Raw genomic sequence first — 18,049 nt, 5'->3', positions numbered from 1 at the left:
CTATTTCTTTTATATCGCTATACCGAATAACTTACAAAGGTTTAGCTAGCTCAATATCTATAAACTTAAATAATCCTGTAGGTATTTGAACCGTTGTTTGGTTGTTTTTTACCGTAAATTCAGTTTTATCGATAACATCAACAACTTTAGTGGGGGTTATTCCATTAAATTGAACGTTAACAGTTGATAACTTAGGGTTGATGTATCCACCATCAACTAAGGTCAGCCTTAATGTTGTTGGTGTTACTTGTGCAACGACCCAAGCGGCATCTCCCTTAACGGTAACAGGTAATAACTTACTTTTTTCACTAATCGCTTGTGCAACTTTTGTATAGTAAGTCTTAGCTGAATATTTTTCTTTTCCATCAGCAGAAACGTAATCTCGACCGTTGGTATAAAACTCCGTCATAATGTTTTTATAAATAGGGTGCAAGTTATCGGCTAAACGTCCTCTTTTAGCATTTTTATCTGCAAACACACCATCTTGAGGAGGGGTAATTAAAACCATACCATTAGGCTGAGGAGGCAAGTAGTTTAAGTGTCTGTCTTTTACGCCTGAGGCAAAGCGTGAATAATCCCACTCTGTAACAGCAGCACCCGGCCAAGTTCCATTTAATCGGCTGAAAACCATAGGGTTGTTATCTTCAACGTTTTGGTCAAACACGTTTAACCATTTTACGTTATTACCTTCATCAACATAGTGATCATCAGGTTCTAACATACTTAAATGAACAGGCGAATAACTAAGTATTTCATTGGCTTTTGGCGTATATAAAATCCCTTTACCAATTAAGTCCCAAAGTACATAGAGGTATTGATTGTCGTAGGCAAAGTTGTTGATAAAGGTTGCGCCGTTGGCAATATGATATACAAATTGGCGTAAGGCTAAATTAGGCACCATTTGATGTGAATGCTGTCGTAATCTATCAAAACTGGTGTTGTCTCTAGAAAAACGTGTTCCCCATTGGTTTACCGCGCCACTTGCCCAAAGACCTGTTCTTGCTGCTATACTTAAATCCATTGATTTGTCGGTGGTTTCTTCCATAGCAGGTACAAATACATCGGCATAATCGCCTGAAACTAAATTAGCCCAGCCTCTTTTGTAGATCATTGATTGCCAAAAGGTATGCTTATTTCTTAAAAAGATATTGGCATCAACTTTTTTAAACTCATCAGCTAATGGAAAAAGAAAGTCACTGAGTACGTATTCAAAGTTTTCGTCATATTTAGCTAGCTCTGGAAAAATCATCACTGTTTTTTTATCGCCAGCTATTTCTAAGGTTTTCTTATGTGTATCTAAGCTTCTAAAAAACGGGTCGTTTCCGTGTCCCCCCCAAAAAGCTGCACCAGAAGTGTTTGCATATAAAGACTTAGCTCTTTTTAATATTTGCTCTTGTGATAAATCATATTTTTGGCGTTTATCACGTTTTTTACGATAGACTTTATTTTTGATAATTGAACGGTCGTAGTCTTCAGAGGCTAGAGAACCGTAACCAAGAAAGATAGGAGATTCATAATTTTTTGCTACTAAATCCCTTTGTTTTTTCGGCGTTTTTTTAGAGTCAGACATTAAATACACAGGGTTTTTCTTATTAATGTCTTTATCTGTTTTGTAGTGAGCTACTTTGGATTTTAAATCTTCCGTATTATTTAAAATGGTGGCTAGCTTGCCTGATGCAGTTAGGGACTCTAAACTTTTTTCCCACGTGTTGCTTGATGTGTTTATGATATGAAAGTTACTTCCGCCTGATTGCGCACTGGCTAAAATAAGGTTTTCAGTTAGAGGATCTTTCCATAAATCATTATATGAATATTTACCACGATAAAGAGTAGCGTTAGTTTTGTTATTACTCTTATTTTTTGTGTTGGTAATCGTTACCGGTAAAGTTGTGAATAACTCACCGTATAATAAGAATAATTGATTTTTCCCATCTTTTTTAATAATTTCAGTTTGAGCTATTCTGTAACCAAATTCGCCAAAAGCTTTGTTTATTTTAGGAAGTGGGTAGGTGAGCTGTTGGTCTTTAGCCAAACTATAAATACTTATATTTTGGCCTTTCATTTTTGTGCTACCTAATACCACATCGTCGTAGCCGTCATTATCTGCATCAACTATACGTAAGTCACCAACAGGGCTTTTGTTTGTTTTTAGCGTAATAGTTTTGAAAGGTTTGTCAGATAAAGGGGTAAAAAAATGCAGTTGACCAGAAGTGTGCATTGAATTGATAGCCGTATGAGCCACTAAAATGTTATTACCACTTTTATCTTTTATTGGTCTTAAAAAGTTAGCAATTTCTACATTTTCTTTAGGAAGTCTTGTGCCTTTTGTAATTTCAGTTTTATCTTTTTTATTCCAAGGTTTGGCTTTGGAGAATGTAGAGGTTGGTAAGGTTTTTATTAGCTTACCTTTGTTATCAAGGTAATAAAGGTTGGTATCGTAACCACCTGCAACAATGTAATCCTTTCCTTTATCTTTTATTACCGTTACGGCATACATAGGAACATCGTTTTGTTTAAAGGTCCAAAGGAGTTTCCCTGTATCAGATAAACAATAGATAGAGCCATCAGCATTCGCGACTAATATTTCATCTTTATTATCGTTTGTTATGTCTGCACTCCATAAATCATGATTCATGTAGCCAGAGAGATCGTTCTCCCATAAAGGTTTACCTAAATTGTTATAGGCAATAATTTTTCCTTCGTAAGTGGAAGCGATAACTATTGATTGATTATCATAGTTGGCTGATCTTACTTTTGTTAATGTATAGCCTGTATCAACACTTACTATATCTTCTGTTTTGGCTGACGCTATTGAGCTAAAAGCACTAACAATAGATAAATAAGAAACAAGCTTTATGTATTTTTTACGCATGTTTTTCTCTAATGATTATGTTGTTATAAAAAATAAGCTTGAATAGAAATTTATAACAAATTTATTCAAGCTTACCTTGTTTTTGGTTATTTTTGATTTTTTTAAGTGTTACTTTCCAAGATCTTTAAGAAACTTATCCCACCATTTTAAATAGGTGTCGTGGTCAACATTTGCAGGTAAACCGCGGCTATTCATTTCTTCTTTAAAGTGTTTAGCAAAAAAGTTGTCCCAGTAGGCGATGTCTTCTGGTGCTTCGTCTATCATGCCCATGTCACCTGTTCTTTCTTGCCAGTTAGTTAACTCACTGCGCATTCTAGCCAGTTGAGCTTTATATCTTGGGTCGTCTGCTAAGTTATTGACTTCTTCAGGATCTGAATAAGTGTCATATAACTCTTCAGGTGGACGGCTATCAGCAAAGAATAGGGCTTGCGTAGGTGTTAGCTTGCCTTCTTCATGTAATTTTTGCATTAGGGTAAGAACAGGGTATTGAAGCTTTTTATACGCATTAAATTGTGTGTAAGGTTGTTCAGGATAGAAGTTTTTAATGTAATGGAAACGCTTACCACGTACTGAACGAATACGATCATCTGTTTCATCACAGCGGTCGCGTTGCGCAAATACATGATTACGTGGTTTTGTATTTTTACCAATAAATACATGGCCTTCCATGTAGTCAGGAACATCAGCCCCTATCATATCAAGTGTAGTTGGCGCTAAATCAATTAAGCTAACCAGTTCGTCACTCACTTTACCTTGGGCAATACCTTTACCAAAAACAATTAAAGGTACACGTAAACCACCATCGTATAACCATTGTTTATCACGTAACATGGCTCGACCATGATCGCCAAATACAAAAACAATGGTATTTTCTAACGCACCAGCGGCTTCTAATTCAGCCATTAAGTTACCAACTTTTTGATCAACCGTTTGTACGGTTTCAAGGTATAAAGCCCAATCGCGTCGAACAAGTTCATGATCGGGGTAATAGCTTGGTAATTTAACATCGTCTGGGTTGATGGGATTTTTTGGATCAGCAATAAATGTTCTGTGGGTTTCGCTGTAATTAATTTGAGCGAAAAACGGTTTTTCAGGTGCTTCTTTTTTATATTGGTTCCAAGCTCTATGACCTAATATTTTTCTGTCGATAGGGGCATGAGTATAAGCGCCACCTGAGTATTTAATTTCACCGTCGGTTGCATCAAAAGCACTAACAATATGACTAAAGTTAAAATCAGTTTTTTGCTTTGGTCCCATTAACAAATTGTAATAGCCTTCATCACGTAAATATTCAGATAACATTTTTACGTGCTGTGGTAGTTGGTAACCATCTTCTAAATGACTTCTATGATGATGCGCACCAATACTGGTTTGGTTCATACCCGTAAAAAAAGCAGAGCGTGTAGGCGAACAAACGGGAGAAGTTGCATAGGCATTAGTGTAACGCGTACCCATTTTAGACAGTTTATCTAGGTTAGGTGTTTTTACTAATGTGTCGCCGTAGCTGCCTACTTCTAACGATATGTCTTCTAATACTAACCAAATAACGTTGGGCTTTTTATTGGCTGGCTGCGTTATGTTTTTATTAGTTTGTTTTACTGTTTTTTCATTGTTGGCAACAAGCGTTGAGCATCCTGTTACACTCGCAATGCAACAAGTTATCAGTAATAAATGCTTCAGTTTATGTGATACGTTTGGGTATAAGTTCATGACTAATCTTCCCGTGATTTTTGTTGTTTAATGCTTTCTAATATTGAATTCATATCTTTAACTCGCGCTGATTTTTCACTCGCGATATTAGTAGTTTCTGACGGATCAATACTTAAGTCATAAAGTTGTACTTGTTTACTTAAGCCACTTTCAATTTTCTTATGTGTTTCAAGTTTAGGTGAAAGCTTTCTCGCTGGCTGAATATACTTCCAGTCACCTTCACGTAACGCTAAAGTAAAAGGTGTTTCTTCAATCAGTATTTTTCTTGCAGGTGTATCAGCATTAAATAAAGCGGCTAAGTGATTTTTACTGTCAATGGCTTCAGTGTTACCTAAATCAAGGTTTAACATGCTAGCGATTGATGCGTAGAGATCTATTTGGCTCATTAAAGCGTGACTTGTACCTGTTTTTACTTTATTAGGGTAATGCACAATAAACGGAACACGTGTTCCTGCTTCAAATGCGCTAAATTTACCGCCACGGTATATTCCATTTTGTTTATGGCTACCCGTTAAGCTTAGCGCGCCATCTTCATAACCATCAAATAACACTGCACCGTTGTCGCTCGTAAAAATAATAAGGGTATTGTCGAGTAGGTTTAATTCTTTAAGGTGATCAACTACTTGGCCAGTGATCCAATCCATTTGAACAATAGCGTCGCCACGGTTCCCCATTTCAGTAGCTCCTTGAAACATAGGGTGAGGTAATCTTGGTACATGAATATCATGGAAAGAAAAGAATAAGAAAAACGGATTGTTTTGGTTAGCAGAAATAAAAGTATTGGCTTTTTGAGTCGTCACTAACGGAAAATCTTCATCTTTCCATTCAGCACTTTTACCTCCTTGCATCCAACCAATACGGCTTACACCGTTAATTATGGTTTTATTGTGTTGTGGATCTGCAACTTGACGAAGTAATTCAGGGTTATCATCACCAGTAGGGCGATTACCTATTTTTTCTTTATAGCTAACAAATAGTGGATCATCTTTTGATAAGTTGAGTACATGATGATTTTCTAAATAAACAGTGGGTACTCTATCGCCAGTAGCAGGTAATAAAAAGCTGTAGTCAAAGCCTACTTCTAATGGTCCTGGGCTTACTTTACCATTCCAATCAATAGGCTGTTTACCATCACCTAAACCTAAATGCCATTTACCTACAACACCCGATTTATAACCTGCATTTTTTAATAGTTTAGGTAAAGTCGGTTGATCAGTACCAATTAATAGCGGTGCATCACCTTTAAGAATACGAGCATTTTTACGAAAAGCATATTCACCCGTTAAAAGAGAATAGCGTGACGGTGTACAAGTTGCTGATGAGCTATGAGCATCGGTAAACTTAAGACCATTTTCAGCGAGTTTATCTATATTAGGTGTAGTAACACGCGTAGCGCCATATGAACTCACATCTCCCCAACCTAAGTCGTCAACGTAAAATACAACGATGTTAGGTTTATCTGGATTTTTACTCGGATTAGCTGTTTCTTGAGCCGTTTGTTGGCAAGCCGGTAGTAAAGCGATTATTGATAACGGAATTATCATTTTAACGAAAGGTTTTATATTCATGTACATCCCAAAGTGAGGTGAGAATAATGCTTTTATTGTTTTTATCTAAGCGATTGTTTTCTTTATAATATAGTCAAAAAAACAAGCTTAATTTAAAGCATTAAATTGTTAGTGTATTTTGATTGTAATAAACCAATACAGGTAATGCAATAACTTTGGGATAGCGCTAAACCTCGTGTATTTGGGTTTTTTGTGTCGCACTTATAAAAAAGTCTTTTAAAACAATTTATTGTATTTTATTGTGACTTTTGTAATTATACTTTACTTGGAGTATAAAATGTTATTAGGTATATTGAGTTAGCGCTATCCCTCTTATAAGGTTTATTAATGAAAATTTTACTGTTAATACTGTCATGCGCATTATGTGCCTGCGTGTCACAAACTAAAGTACATTCGCAAACAGAAAAACTAGCATCACAACAAAAAGAAAACACAATCAGTGTTGTTTTACTTGCTGGTCAGTCAAATATGGAAGGGGCGGGCAACTTTGACGCTTTAGAGCCGTCAGTTAAACAAAGGCTTAGCAAGGTATCTTCTCGCGTTATGTTAAGTAATAAAGGAGACAAAGCAGTACCGTTATCTTTTACGTTATCTCCTCACAAAAAAGAAAAATACGGTTTTGAAAAAGCTTTTGGGCCTGAACTTATGATTGGGATTACGCTCGCTGAAAAGTTCCCAAAGAAGAAGTTTTTGTTGATCAAAACAGCTTACGGCGGCACATCACTTTATGGTGCTTGGAGTACAAACTGGACAGCCGAGAAAGCTAAAAGCTCTGAGAAAGGCTATAAGCAAGATTTACCTTTATATAAAATGTTTCAAACCAGTATTAAGGAACAGTTAACGCTTTTAGACCAACAAAATGTGCCTTATAAAGTTATAGGAATGGCATGGATGCAAGGTGAAAACGATGCGGCTAAAGAGTTTACGTCGTTATCTTACCGTGACAACTTAGTTGAGTTTATACAACAAAATAGACGTGACACTAAGGTTGCAGATATGCCATTTATTATCGGACAAATTAACTCAACTTATGGCCGCTTTAAAAAAGGACCTGAAGTGGTTCGCCAAGCTATGGTTGATGTAGCGAATACAAAAAAAAATGTGTCAATTATCTTAACGACAACAAATAGTGACTGGGAAGACTTCCCAAAACATACAGACAACACTCATTACAACACGCTAGGACAAGTTAGATTGGGCGAAGCTTTTGCGAATAAACTATTACCCTTTATTTTATAAAATCGGATTAATTAAATAGGGGGTAGGACGAAGTCCCTCTGTGCACTCTGTGGTTAATTCTTGTGATTTTAATTAGAGTAGACAATCATTAGACAAAAAAAAGCAGATAAGGGGGAGGCTTATCTGCTTTGCGTATTATAAATAAAACTAAATTTATTTATAAATCAGGTGAATCAACATTGTTGTTCACAACCAACGTTAACGTTCTAATGTTTGGAAGGTTACCGTCAGCATCCTGAATTTTTGAAATAACTGCATTAGTTAATGCTGTTTTATAATTAGCGTCTAACTCAGCAGATGTACAGTTATCAACATCGTCACATTCAAATACGTAATCAACATTGTTACTAATAATGTACTCGCCACAAGCTTCAACAGAGTCATCAGCACTGTTACATAAATCAACATTACCTTGCTCCATCAATAAGTCAGTACATTGGCCTAAACGGTAACTAGACTCTAATGAAATACACGGATAGCCATTATCAACTTCATAACTAATTGTGTACGTTACTTGCGAAATTCTTTCAGTAGGATCAAAAGGAGTAACCGTATCTTGCTGTGGTTGAGTTAAGCCTTTTTGAGCCTTTCTAAATAAATGACGATTAACCAGTAGGGTATTGTTTTCAACTTGTACGGGTTGAATTAAATATTTCTTTAATTGTTCTTCGCTTCCTGCGTTTGTTGCATTTTCTTCGTTGATTAATTCATAATCAAAAAATAGTACTTCTTTACCGTCATCGTTCGGTCCTAAAGCGGGTACAGTATCAACATCAAAATCTTTATCTGCTATCTTACGGATATATACATCTCTAGTGTCTTCAGTTAAAGCTTGACCATCAATAGACATGCCGTCTAGCAAGTTAATCTTAATCAGCTCTTCGCCTAATAAACCATCAACGTTAATCGTGACACTTTTAGTTGGTGAATCCATTTCAATAGGTTTTTCATCAGGAACAACGAAACCATACGCTTCGTTACCTTCGTCAGAGCCACAACCCACAAGTGCTGTTGAGCTCATTATTAACGTTAGTGTTAGTAAGTTCTTAATCATCTTACATCTCCAGTATTCTTTTATGTGGCATGGTAAAATTAATTACCATGCTTTTATTATTAAATGTTAATCAATGTAGTTTAGAAATTAGCTCTTACACCTAAACGAAATTGTCTACCCGTTTTATATTCTTGTAATGTACGGCTTGTCGTGGCATTGCTACCATCAAGTACATTACCTTCGTCTATGACTTCACCATTAAGAATAGATTCTGTGCTCGTCCAGAAAGTACGAATCACTTCATCAGTAAGGTTTAGTGCTTGGAAGGTTACAGAAATGTTTTTATTCACTTTGTAACTTGAACTAAAGTCTAAACGAGTTGCTTTGTCTTTCCATTCTGCACCGTTATTGATTGAGCGAGAAATAAGTTGCTCCCCCGTATAACGAGCGGCTAAACGCATCATTATGTCATCATTTTCCCAGAAAAGAGTCATGTTACCCGAATGCTTAGGTGTATTAGCTTGTGGTAAAGGCTTAGCGATACCACCCGTTATTAATACTTCTTGTTCAGATTCAGAGTCAGAGAAGGTGTAATTTACACTTGCACCTAAGCCTGAAAATACACCCGGTAAAAAGTCATAGTTTTGGGTATATGAAATTTCAGCACCACGAATATTTGCTCCTTTACCATTACGTATTTGTCGTAACGCTATTTGATGGCAACCAAGTGTTAATTCACGTCTTGTTTCCCACTGAGCCATACGATCTGGCATACAAGCAAAATCACCGCTAGTATCTACGCCGTTACCTGAAGCATCTGTTAGGCCGCCAATCGCTGGAGTTTGAACTGTTTGCTCTAAGTCATATATTCCAAGTTCACCAGTACGTTCAGGAACAATGAGAATTTCATTTAAGTTAGCAATGCCTTCAAGGCTATAGTTTTCACGAATATCTCGCCACAAATACGTTTCAGTAACGGTTTCTTCAAAATTCTTCATATCCTTATTGAATAGAGCAATTGATGCTAAGCCGCTTTCACTAAAGTACCACTCAAACGACAAATCTAAGTTATTAGATTCAAGCGGTTTTAAATCAACAGCGCCTGCACTACCACGACCTTGAGGACCGTTTCCTTCGATAATTTCAAGTTTAGGTGTTGTTGAATCAAACCTTGGACGTGCCATCGTTTTTGATGTACCAAAACGCAATATCATATCGTCGTTTAAGGCAAAATTAATATTCAAACTAGGTAATAACATATGATTCTTAGCTGAATCAGTACCGATAAATGAACGGTCAGATGCTATATTACCGCGGGGTTCGCCGCCGTTGATAGGATTACCATTAATGTCCCAAATTGTATTGTTATTGGTTGTAAGATCATTCCATTCTTTGAGTACACGTTTCTTACCCTTAGAATGTGGATCATTGGTTAATACAACTGGAATGTTACCGCTATAGTCAACATCTAACGTTTTAGGATTGGAAGGCTTATCGGCAACAAATATCCAACGAGGATCATGACACAAAGGCGCACCATTTGAGCCGGGGTAACCCGATTCAGGGAATTGGTCAAAATTTGGTTTTCCGTTACTAGCTATACGATTAACAATATCACATTCAGGTAAATCTGTATTAGCTATTTGCTTGTTAAAAACAAGGTCGTATACATCAAATACATTACTATTACTTTGGAACCTAACACGGTTATAAGCTTCAGCAGAGGTTTTTGTTTCTACGTAACGTAAACCGATATTACCGGTAATACGGTTGTCCATATAATTGAAGTTTAATTGCGCATATAAAGCCGACGTATCTTGTTCAATTTCACGAGATCCTGCGGGACTATTTTTTAAGCGTACTTCTTTGTCTGATGCTAAGGCAAAGGCTTTTTCTGTAGATACTAATCCCCAGCCTTTTAAGAAATCTTGTTGACCTGCTGACGGTAATAAACCCTTCATAAAGTCGTTTACTGGGAAGCTACCATTTTCAAGTACATCACCTAAAGTAAGTGAGTTTAAATCATCAAAAGTAACAGGTGCAGATTCACCATCACCAACACCTTCAACATTATTACTGCTGGTATCTGATCTAAATGAATAAACATCTTTTTTACGATTACTGTATTTAGCACCAAACTCAACTTGGTTTATACCAAGAAAATCCACATCCCAATCAAAATCTAAAAATATAGATTTATTGGTATCATTATTCGTTGCTTCGTATTTAGTAATTCGAGCAACACGGAAAAGGTTTGGATCTAATGGATTTGTAGGACTTGTTGTGACTCTTTCGTCGGGCGAAGAGTATCTTACAAAATCATTACCGGTAACTAAGTAACATGTGCCACTTGTGCAGTCATATCCTGTAGGTTGAATGACGTATTGGTTGTTATTTGCACTAGGGATGATGTTGCCGTTACCGTCATATTCAGGGTAGGGTAAATCATCTATTGATATAGCGCCAGGTTCTAATAACATGCTGGCATTATCAGGCTTTGTTTCTTGTTTAGTATTTGAATAACCAGCTACTAATGATACGTTAAACGTATCGGTAATATTGTGCTCTAAGCGTAGGCTGGCAACATTGTTATCAACTTCATAACCACCCACATCACGATAAATACGGCCTTTTGATTGCGGGACAAGACGTTTAGCTAACGTATTGTTTTCACGATCTACGGTCCAGAAATTATGTACTGGAGCGTAATCTTCAGGCACCCAATTGATGTCAAATTGCATATCGTAACGATGAGTATCTTCTTTTACATCTTGATTGCTGTGACTTAAATCAAGTTGTAGTTCGGTATCATCACCTAAATAAAACTGAAAACCACCCGTAATAGATTGGCGTTTACGTTCATTTAAATTTAAATCATATGCTGATGAAGCTAACGAGAATGCTTGGTATTCACCTTCGGTAGGTGTTATTTGATATACGTGTTGATCAGGATCAAATCCAGCAATACTTGCTGATGGATCGAAGCTCGCTTCATCAAAATTATCCATATCTGCTGGAGTATAAGTACGAATAATCTTATTCGTTTTTAAATCTCTTGATCCACCATCTCTAATGCTTTGTGCTTTAGAATCATAAGAATTACGGTATCTATCTTGACGCGACTTTTGCGTTTCGTCTGATACGGTAATGATCACCCCAACGGTATCATCAAAGAATTTATCAGAAAAAGTACCCGCTATTTTACGATCAAAATTACCAGAATAATCGTTGTAACGTCCTTGGTATTCAAAACTACGTTTAGCGTTTTTTAATTCAAGAGGTTGAACAGTTTTAAGTATTACGTTAGCACCAAGAGAACCTTCGTTGTGTTCAGCTGAAGCTGTTTTTACTACATCAATAGAGGATAAAATATCTGAAGAGAAAGCACTTAAATCAACACTTTGTTCAGCAACAGCATTTGAGCCACCAGAAGGGTTAGATAAACCACTGGTTAGTGTTACACCATTTAATGATATTTGGTTTAGCGATGCACCTGCACCACGAACAGATATTTTTGTTCCTTCACCATCGGCTTCTTGTACAGTAACACCTGTAACACGAGAGAGGGCATCAGCGATGTTTTGATCGGTCGATTTACCAACGTCTTCAGCATGAATAGAGTCTGTAACGCCATCCGAAAAGCGTTTTGCGTTGATGGCTTTTTGTAAGCTGCCACGAAAGCCAGTTACTTCAATTACTTCTACTTCTTGTTCAGCTTGTTTTTTATTTTTATTATTTTCTTCTTCAGCGTGTACTGCGTTAACTGCTAATGAAGTCAATATAGCTGCACAGAGTGTTGTTTTCTTAAACATATGATGCATTGTATATCCCCTTACGGCTGTTTTTATTGTTTGTTTTTCAAGTATTGCCGTACAACTCGAAAAAATTTAAAGATGCTTTATAAAATTATAGTAATAAAATCAAATTTTAGTGTTTTGATTTAGGATAGCGCTTTCCTTTTATTAATTTAAGCAATAAAAGAAGATATTGCAATAGTTTTGCGCTTAATAAATAAAAAAGTTATATGAAAATACGAATGAAAGAACTGAATATTATTAAAAAAATGAAAGGTTTTTAGAGAAAGATTAACTTTAATGTGATTATATTACAGCCAAATCGTCTTTTGTTTTATTGATGAAAAAGTACTTTAATATTTGAGTTGTGTTTTTTTATCTTTTAAATACAGTGTCTTATTGTTTTATTAGGTAATGGTTAAGCAGGGAGGTGAAAAGTTTATAATATTGCTTAAAATATAGAGAAATAAAGCGATAACGATTAAGAGTAGTATTAGTGGCCATAGAGTATGAGTTGTTATTTACAATTATTACTTTTTCATTTTTATATCAAACTTAATCACTTTTAGTCACATATTCAGGAAAACCCTTACCTGATAATTTATTTATACTTAACCCTACTGTAGCTGTAAAGTTTGCAGATTTTTAAACTTGTTAATAAAGCTAATGATATAAGAGCTGATAGTGACTTTTTTATTGAATATAAGCTTATTGTATTCGTTGCATTTTTATTATTTTTATATTTTTTTGACTAAAATAAATATGAGAGGTAGCGCTATCCTAAAATTTGTTTTATTGATTTACTAATTTTTAGTTTGTGTTATTTTTAATATGAGTATTTAGGGGGGGGGGAATGTGAGTTTTGTATTTTTAGCCTTAGCGATAAAATATAATAAAATAAATTTATTTTCTTTATAATCAATTGATTACTGATAAATGCTCAATGTTATTACGATGTACACAAAGTTAAATGTTTTACATTTTACATTTAACACAGTCATGAAAAATGATTGGAAACAGCCTAAAAAAGGTGATGTTGATTTTACTAAGCAACGTACAAAACACATATGGGCGAATGATCGAGTAACATATTTGGCCAGTAAATAGCTTAAGTAATGGTAATTTTATAAATAAGGTTAATAAATAGTTTATTGACCTTGTTGTTAATTTAAGCTTAAAGGAAAGGATATAACAATTTCAAATCAAGTCAGCTTATCCAAAGTTAATGCATTAGGTTTTGGTAATATTTCTGTTTTCTTTATGCGAAATGGCATATGGATATTAGCTACGCCATTTTTTCAAATGACATTGGGTGTTGATCCTTTTTTACTGAGTTTAAGTATTACTATTCCGTTATTCATTGCTTTATTTTTAGGGCCGTTTATTGGTCAACTATCTGATTCAATGTATCGAACACGTGGCACGCGTGATCCTTTATTAATAACTGCCGCACTTGTTTGTGGTGTCTCTTATGGTTTGTTGTGGATGATCCCAAGTGATTTACCACAAGAAAAAATTCTTACTTATATTTTTTTGCTAGCCCTTATTTTTCAGTTGTTTTCTAGTGTTTATATTATTCCACTAACCAGCTTAATGTATGAAGTATCTGAGGATAGTTACCAGCGAACACGCACGCTTGGATTCATTGCTTACTATAATAAAGTTTGTTCAATTCTCTACCATTGGGCTTTTCCGTTAGCGCAGCTGTCTTTATTTGGTTCCTTATTATTAGGTATTAAAGTGGTGGGCTGGTTTATAGGTTGTGTACTTATCGCGCTGTTAGGCATGTTTCCGGTTTGGCTATTAAAGGATTCAAAATTACCGTTAAAACAAAACATAAAAGCAACACCTAAAGTGAGTCGACTGCGTGCGCTTCAAGCGTCGTTAGCTTGTGTTCTTGGAAATACAAATTTTGGTTTATTAATGCTAGTGGTTTTGTGTCAAACCTGCATTTCAGGTTTTTCTGCGTCGATGGATTACTACCTCATTGTTTATTACATGTTTGGCGGCGATGTTGTTGAAGGGGCTTTTTGGAAAGGCGTTTTATCCAGCTCTTATTCAGCTATGGGATTTATCGCTATACCTTTAATTACACTAACGGCAAAAAGGTTTGGTAATAAAAAAACCTTAGAAATTGTATTTCTGTTCACTATGTTGGGTGGGTTATGCAAATGGTTTATTTTCACTCCTGGAAATGAATGGTTATTGCCTTTCGACGCCGTACTCAGTTCGTCAGTATGGCTATCTATGTTTGTTATTATTCCTTCAATGATTGCTGATTTAAGCGAAGCTAACAGAAAAGAAACACAATTAGACCGAAAGGGCAGTTTTATTTCTATTCATACATTGGGTGGAAAGCTAGGCAGTGCAATTGCTGTTATATGCAGCGGTTTAGCCCTTAATTTAATAGGATTTGACGCAAATGCAATTAATCCTCAAACACCTGATACCTTATTAAGTATGCGAGTTATATTAACGTTTGGTACTGTGTTATCGAGTTTAACGGCATTTATTATTATTAAAAAAATTAAAATATAAATTAATTGTATGTAAATGCAGTAGATTGCATACAAAGTTAATTTAATTAGTGATAAGCAGTTTATTTTGATAACAACTTGTTTTTATTGTTAAATAAATAAAAATAATGATACGTTAATGGGTATGTATAATCTATATAGTTATTATATTAATATAAACATAGCTGTTTTATATATTTGAATTGTATACGTTTCTATTATTAGGGATAATACTTTGTCGAGTGTTGACTTGGCGTAAGATTTGGCAAAAATGGGTAGAGGTTTGTATGGTTACATTGCAGGATGTTGCAGATAAAGCAGGAGTTTCTCCAGCGACAGTGTCGAGAGTTGTTCGAGGTGAGGGCAAAGTCGGTGATAAGTGTCGTGCGCATGTAAAAAAAATCATTAAAAAAATGGGGTACAGACCCAACACAAATGCTCGTGCTCTTGCCAGTAATAAAACTGAAATTGTGGGTATTATTGTACCTAATATTTCTTCTCCATTTTTTGGTGCGCTTGCTATCGGTGCTGAAGAAGCTGCATATAAAGCTAAATATAAAGTACTGATGGGTAATACGCACAACGACCCTAAAATAGAACAAGATCTTATTGATTCATTTTTAGAGCAAGGTTGCCAAAATATTATTTTACACAGTAAATTTACTGATGATAAAACCTTAATCAAATGGGCAAAAGAAATTAAAGGCCTTGTACTTGTTAATCGATTTATACCTGAAATTGCAAGTCGTTGTATTTGGTTAGACAATGTATCTGGTGGTCGTCAAATAGCAGAATATTTGGTCAATAAAGGCCATGAAAAATTTGCGGTCATAATGAGTCATTTAAAAATAAGTGATCCTATCGATCGTATAGTGGGTATAAGACAAGCCTTAGCCACTAAAGGTTTAGAGTTACCCGAAGAGAATATTATTTATAATAATGCCGGTATGGAAGCTGGAGAAAAAGCAGTTTACGAATTACTTGATAGAGAAATCGACTTTACCGCACTTATTTGTTTTAACGACTCTGTAGGTATAGGCGCAATAAACGCTTTATTCGAGCGAGGGTATAACGTACCTAATGATGTTTCTGTTGTAGGATTTGATGATATTATCATCGCAAATGTTTGTCGACCTAAGCTAACCACCATGAAGTATCCTATTGGTAAAATGGCGATGTACGCAACTAATCTTTCAATGCAATTAACAAATAACAGTGAGCAAGATGAAAGTAAAACTCACTTATTTATGCCTACTTTAACAGAGCGCCTTTCGGTTCAATAGTTACCTGTATTCCACCATTCATTCTTTATAAATAGAGCCTTACCTGTGTGGGCTCTATAATACCAATCGCAATAACCAATTGATCATTTATAGATATTTAATTCGTATTTGGGATATTTATTGATGAAAAAGAAAGGAGGGGATACGGTACAAGGGGGGGAGACCACAAATACCGTATCAAGGGTCTAAAACATAAAACCCTTATTTTTTTCAACTGACACTTTTGATGTATCGGCTGACTTATTAATTTTTAATGCTTCATCAAAGCCATTCGCTTTGTTTTTCTCTATGTTTACATCGTTTGAATAATGTAAATCAATCGCAGGATAATCAAGGTTATTAGGATAACCTGTGCTTTTGTTAATCGTATTGTTTGAAATATTTAAACCATCAACAGAGCGTGAAAACGCAATCAAACCGTTAAAGCTTTCTAACGTATTACCCGTAAAGTTTATGTTTTTATGATAAAAACCTTCACCTACTCGTTGTTGTGGCGTTAGCATAGGAGAGGCGTATAACGGATATGCCGCACCTCCACCAAAACCACTATTTACAAAGGTATTATTGCGAATAGTTACATCTTGTACTGCGCCTGATTCATACCATTTTTTATTATCGCCTTCGATTAAAATACCGTGCATTTGAGAGTTAAAGTAATTGTTCTCAATAAGCACTTTACCTTTAGTTGTAACTAGTACACTACGCGCACGGTTTTCTCTAATGGTGTTATTACGCATAACAAGATCAGGATTCCACGTTAAGTTTTCCATTGATAATGGGCCTTTCGGCATTTCAGCAGGAACATCAGCTAACGTAATAATAAAACGTTTTTCGTTTATTTTTTTTACTTGTGTAATGCTTGTTTCAAAGAAAGGTAAAACAGTTTCACGAGACAATATTGCAACTTTGTCGCCTGCTTCACCAAACACTAAACCCATTTGCTGAAAGTGACTAATAGACGCAATAAATTGTTTGTCACCTAAGTAGCTATCTACATTTACATAAGCGCCATGTACATTAATACCATCGTCTAGCATATGTTCTAATAAGCTGTTTTCCATAAGGATAGTACCTTTACAGCCAACAAAGTGTGTAGCATCGGCACGTGTTGCCACCATGCGATCATCGCCTGACGTTACGTTAAAACGGTTCAGGTGAATATTTTCAGTACGTTCTACTATTAACGCCATTCCGCCTGCATCAAATACCGTAATATCTTGTAGTTTAACGTTTTTAGAATTAGTGATATGAATGCCTGGTACTAAACGACTTGTTGGATGTATGCCGTAAGCAACCAGTACATTATCAATAGGTGGTGGTGTGCTTTTACCTAAATTTTCAAATTTTAAACGGTTATCACTCAGTTGAGTCACCTTAGTGTTTAAACCATTGATGTTATATTTACGTGTATTAAATACAGGCGACTTTGTTTTAGGATCAAAAACAATATTTGAACCAATAGGGTCTAGTTGATCAAAACGGTCGAAGAAAATTTGATTATTTTTAATCAGGTAAGGATATTTCTTACTATCAATGGTTGCCACAAATGTTTTCTTTTTTACATCACGTTCAACAATTGTTAGCTCAGCATGAAAAGAGCGAATAAAATCAATTTTAAAGTTTTTAAGGGTAACGTTTTCCGTGCTTTCTAACGTAAAAGGAACAACACGACCATGAAACATAAATAACGAATCATTACCGTCAATCGTTAAACCTTTACTGTTATATAAAGGAAAGCCCATACGCTTTAAACCATTATCGTGGTTGGCAACATCGCGATACTTTTCAACAGCATTTTCAGGGTAAAAGTCGTATTGTCCTTTAGGAAAAAACAAAGTGACATCTTCTTCCTCTTTTATTTCATCAATTAAACGGTTTAATGTAAAAGTAATGTCTTTACCCGGCACAATACCGTGCTCCGCTACATTAATAACACGCGCTTGTGCTATTGAAACACTGAGCGTCATACTTACGCTAACAATGTATAAGAGAATTTTCTTCATAGTTTTTTATCCATTAATATTTATTATAGTACTGCTAAACTAGCTTATGTAATATGACTTATTTTGAAAA

9 protein-coding genes are annotated in these 18,049 nt (G+C 35.4%); 3 read left to right on the top strand and 6 right to left on the bottom strand.

Annotated elements, in window-relative coordinates:
- Positions 1 to 31: 31 nt before the first annotated feature.
- From B0X80_RS16155 to B0X80_RS16145, 3 genes are all read right to left on the bottom strand, one after another.
- Positions 32 to 2,872 carry a PQQ-binding-like beta-propeller repeat protein gene (locus B0X80_RS16155; RefSeq protein ID WP_077342155.1) on the bottom strand — a complete coding sequence of 947 codons (2,841 nt, stop codon included), beginning with the start codon at positions 2,870 to 2,872 and terminating at the stop codon, positions 32 to 34.
- A 108-nt stretch (positions 2,873 to 2,980) separates the two neighbouring features.
- On the bottom strand, positions 2,981 to 4,582 hold the full coding sequence (locus tag B0X80_RS16150; protein ID WP_077342153.1) for a sulfatase family protein: 1,602 nt from the start codon (positions 4,580 to 4,582) through the stop codon (positions 2,981 to 2,983).
- Positions 4,583 to 4,584: 2 nt separating this feature from the next.
- The gene (locus B0X80_RS16145) at positions 4,585 to 6,150 is read right to left on the bottom strand and encodes a sulfatase family protein (protein WP_077342151.1); all 1,566 of its coding nucleotides are present in this window, start codon (positions 6,148 to 6,150) and stop codon (positions 4,585 to 4,587) included.
- Positions 6,151 to 6,477: 327 nt separating this feature from the next.
- Between B0X80_RS16145 and B0X80_RS16140 the strand changes: the two genes are divergently transcribed.
- Positions 6,478 to 7,389: a sialate O-acetylesterase gene (locus B0X80_RS16140; protein ID WP_077342149.1), complete on the top strand. Its 912-nt coding sequence runs from the start codon at positions 6,478 to 6,480 to the stop codon at positions 7,387 to 7,389.
- A gap of 157 nt (positions 7,390 to 7,546) precedes the next feature.
- Here B0X80_RS16140 and B0X80_RS16135 read toward each other — a convergent pair whose 3' ends face one another.
- Both B0X80_RS16135 and B0X80_RS16130 read right to left on the bottom strand, forming a co-directional pair.
- Positions 7,547 to 8,443 (bottom strand): hypothetical protein, encoded by an 897-nt coding sequence (locus B0X80_RS16135; protein ID WP_077342147.1) that lies wholly within the window; start codon positions 8,441 to 8,443, stop codon positions 7,547 to 7,549.
- Positions 8,444 to 8,523: 80 nt separating this feature from the next.
- The gene (locus tag B0X80_RS16130; RefSeq protein ID WP_077342145.1) at positions 8,524 to 12,204 is read right to left on the bottom strand and encodes a TonB-dependent receptor; all 3,681 of its coding nucleotides are present in this window, start codon (positions 12,202 to 12,204) and stop codon (positions 8,524 to 8,526) included.
- Positions 12,205 to 13,365: 1,161 nt separating this feature from the next.
- Between B0X80_RS16130 and B0X80_RS16125 the strand changes: the two genes are divergently transcribed.
- On the top strand, positions 13,366 to 14,715 hold the full coding sequence (locus tag B0X80_RS16125; protein WP_342743320.1) for an MFS transporter: 1,350 nt from the start codon (positions 13,366 to 13,368) through the stop codon (positions 14,713 to 14,715).
- A gap of 265 nt (positions 14,716 to 14,980) precedes the next feature.
- The gene (locus B0X80_RS16120) at positions 14,981 to 15,976 is read left to right on the top strand and encodes a LacI family DNA-binding transcriptional regulator (RefSeq protein ID WP_077342141.1); all 996 of its coding nucleotides are present in this window, start codon (positions 14,981 to 14,983) and stop codon (positions 15,974 to 15,976) included.
- A 185-nt stretch (positions 15,977 to 16,161) separates the two neighbouring features.
- On the opposite strand, the gene B0X80_RS16115 is transcribed toward B0X80_RS16120, so the two are convergent.
- Positions 16,162 to 17,979, bottom strand: coding sequence for a right-handed parallel beta-helix repeat-containing protein (locus B0X80_RS16115; RefSeq protein WP_077342139.1), 1,818 nt, complete (start codon positions 17,977 to 17,979; stop codon positions 16,162 to 16,164).
- Between the last annotated feature and the right edge of the window lie 70 nt (positions 17,980 to 18,049).

Source organism: Pseudocolwellia agarivorans (assembly GCF_002000085.1).
Taxonomy (GTDB): domain Bacteria; phylum Pseudomonadota; class Gammaproteobacteria; order Enterobacterales; family Alteromonadaceae; genus Pseudocolwellia; species Pseudocolwellia agarivorans.
This window is presented reverse-complemented; position numbering and strand designations above follow the sequence as displayed.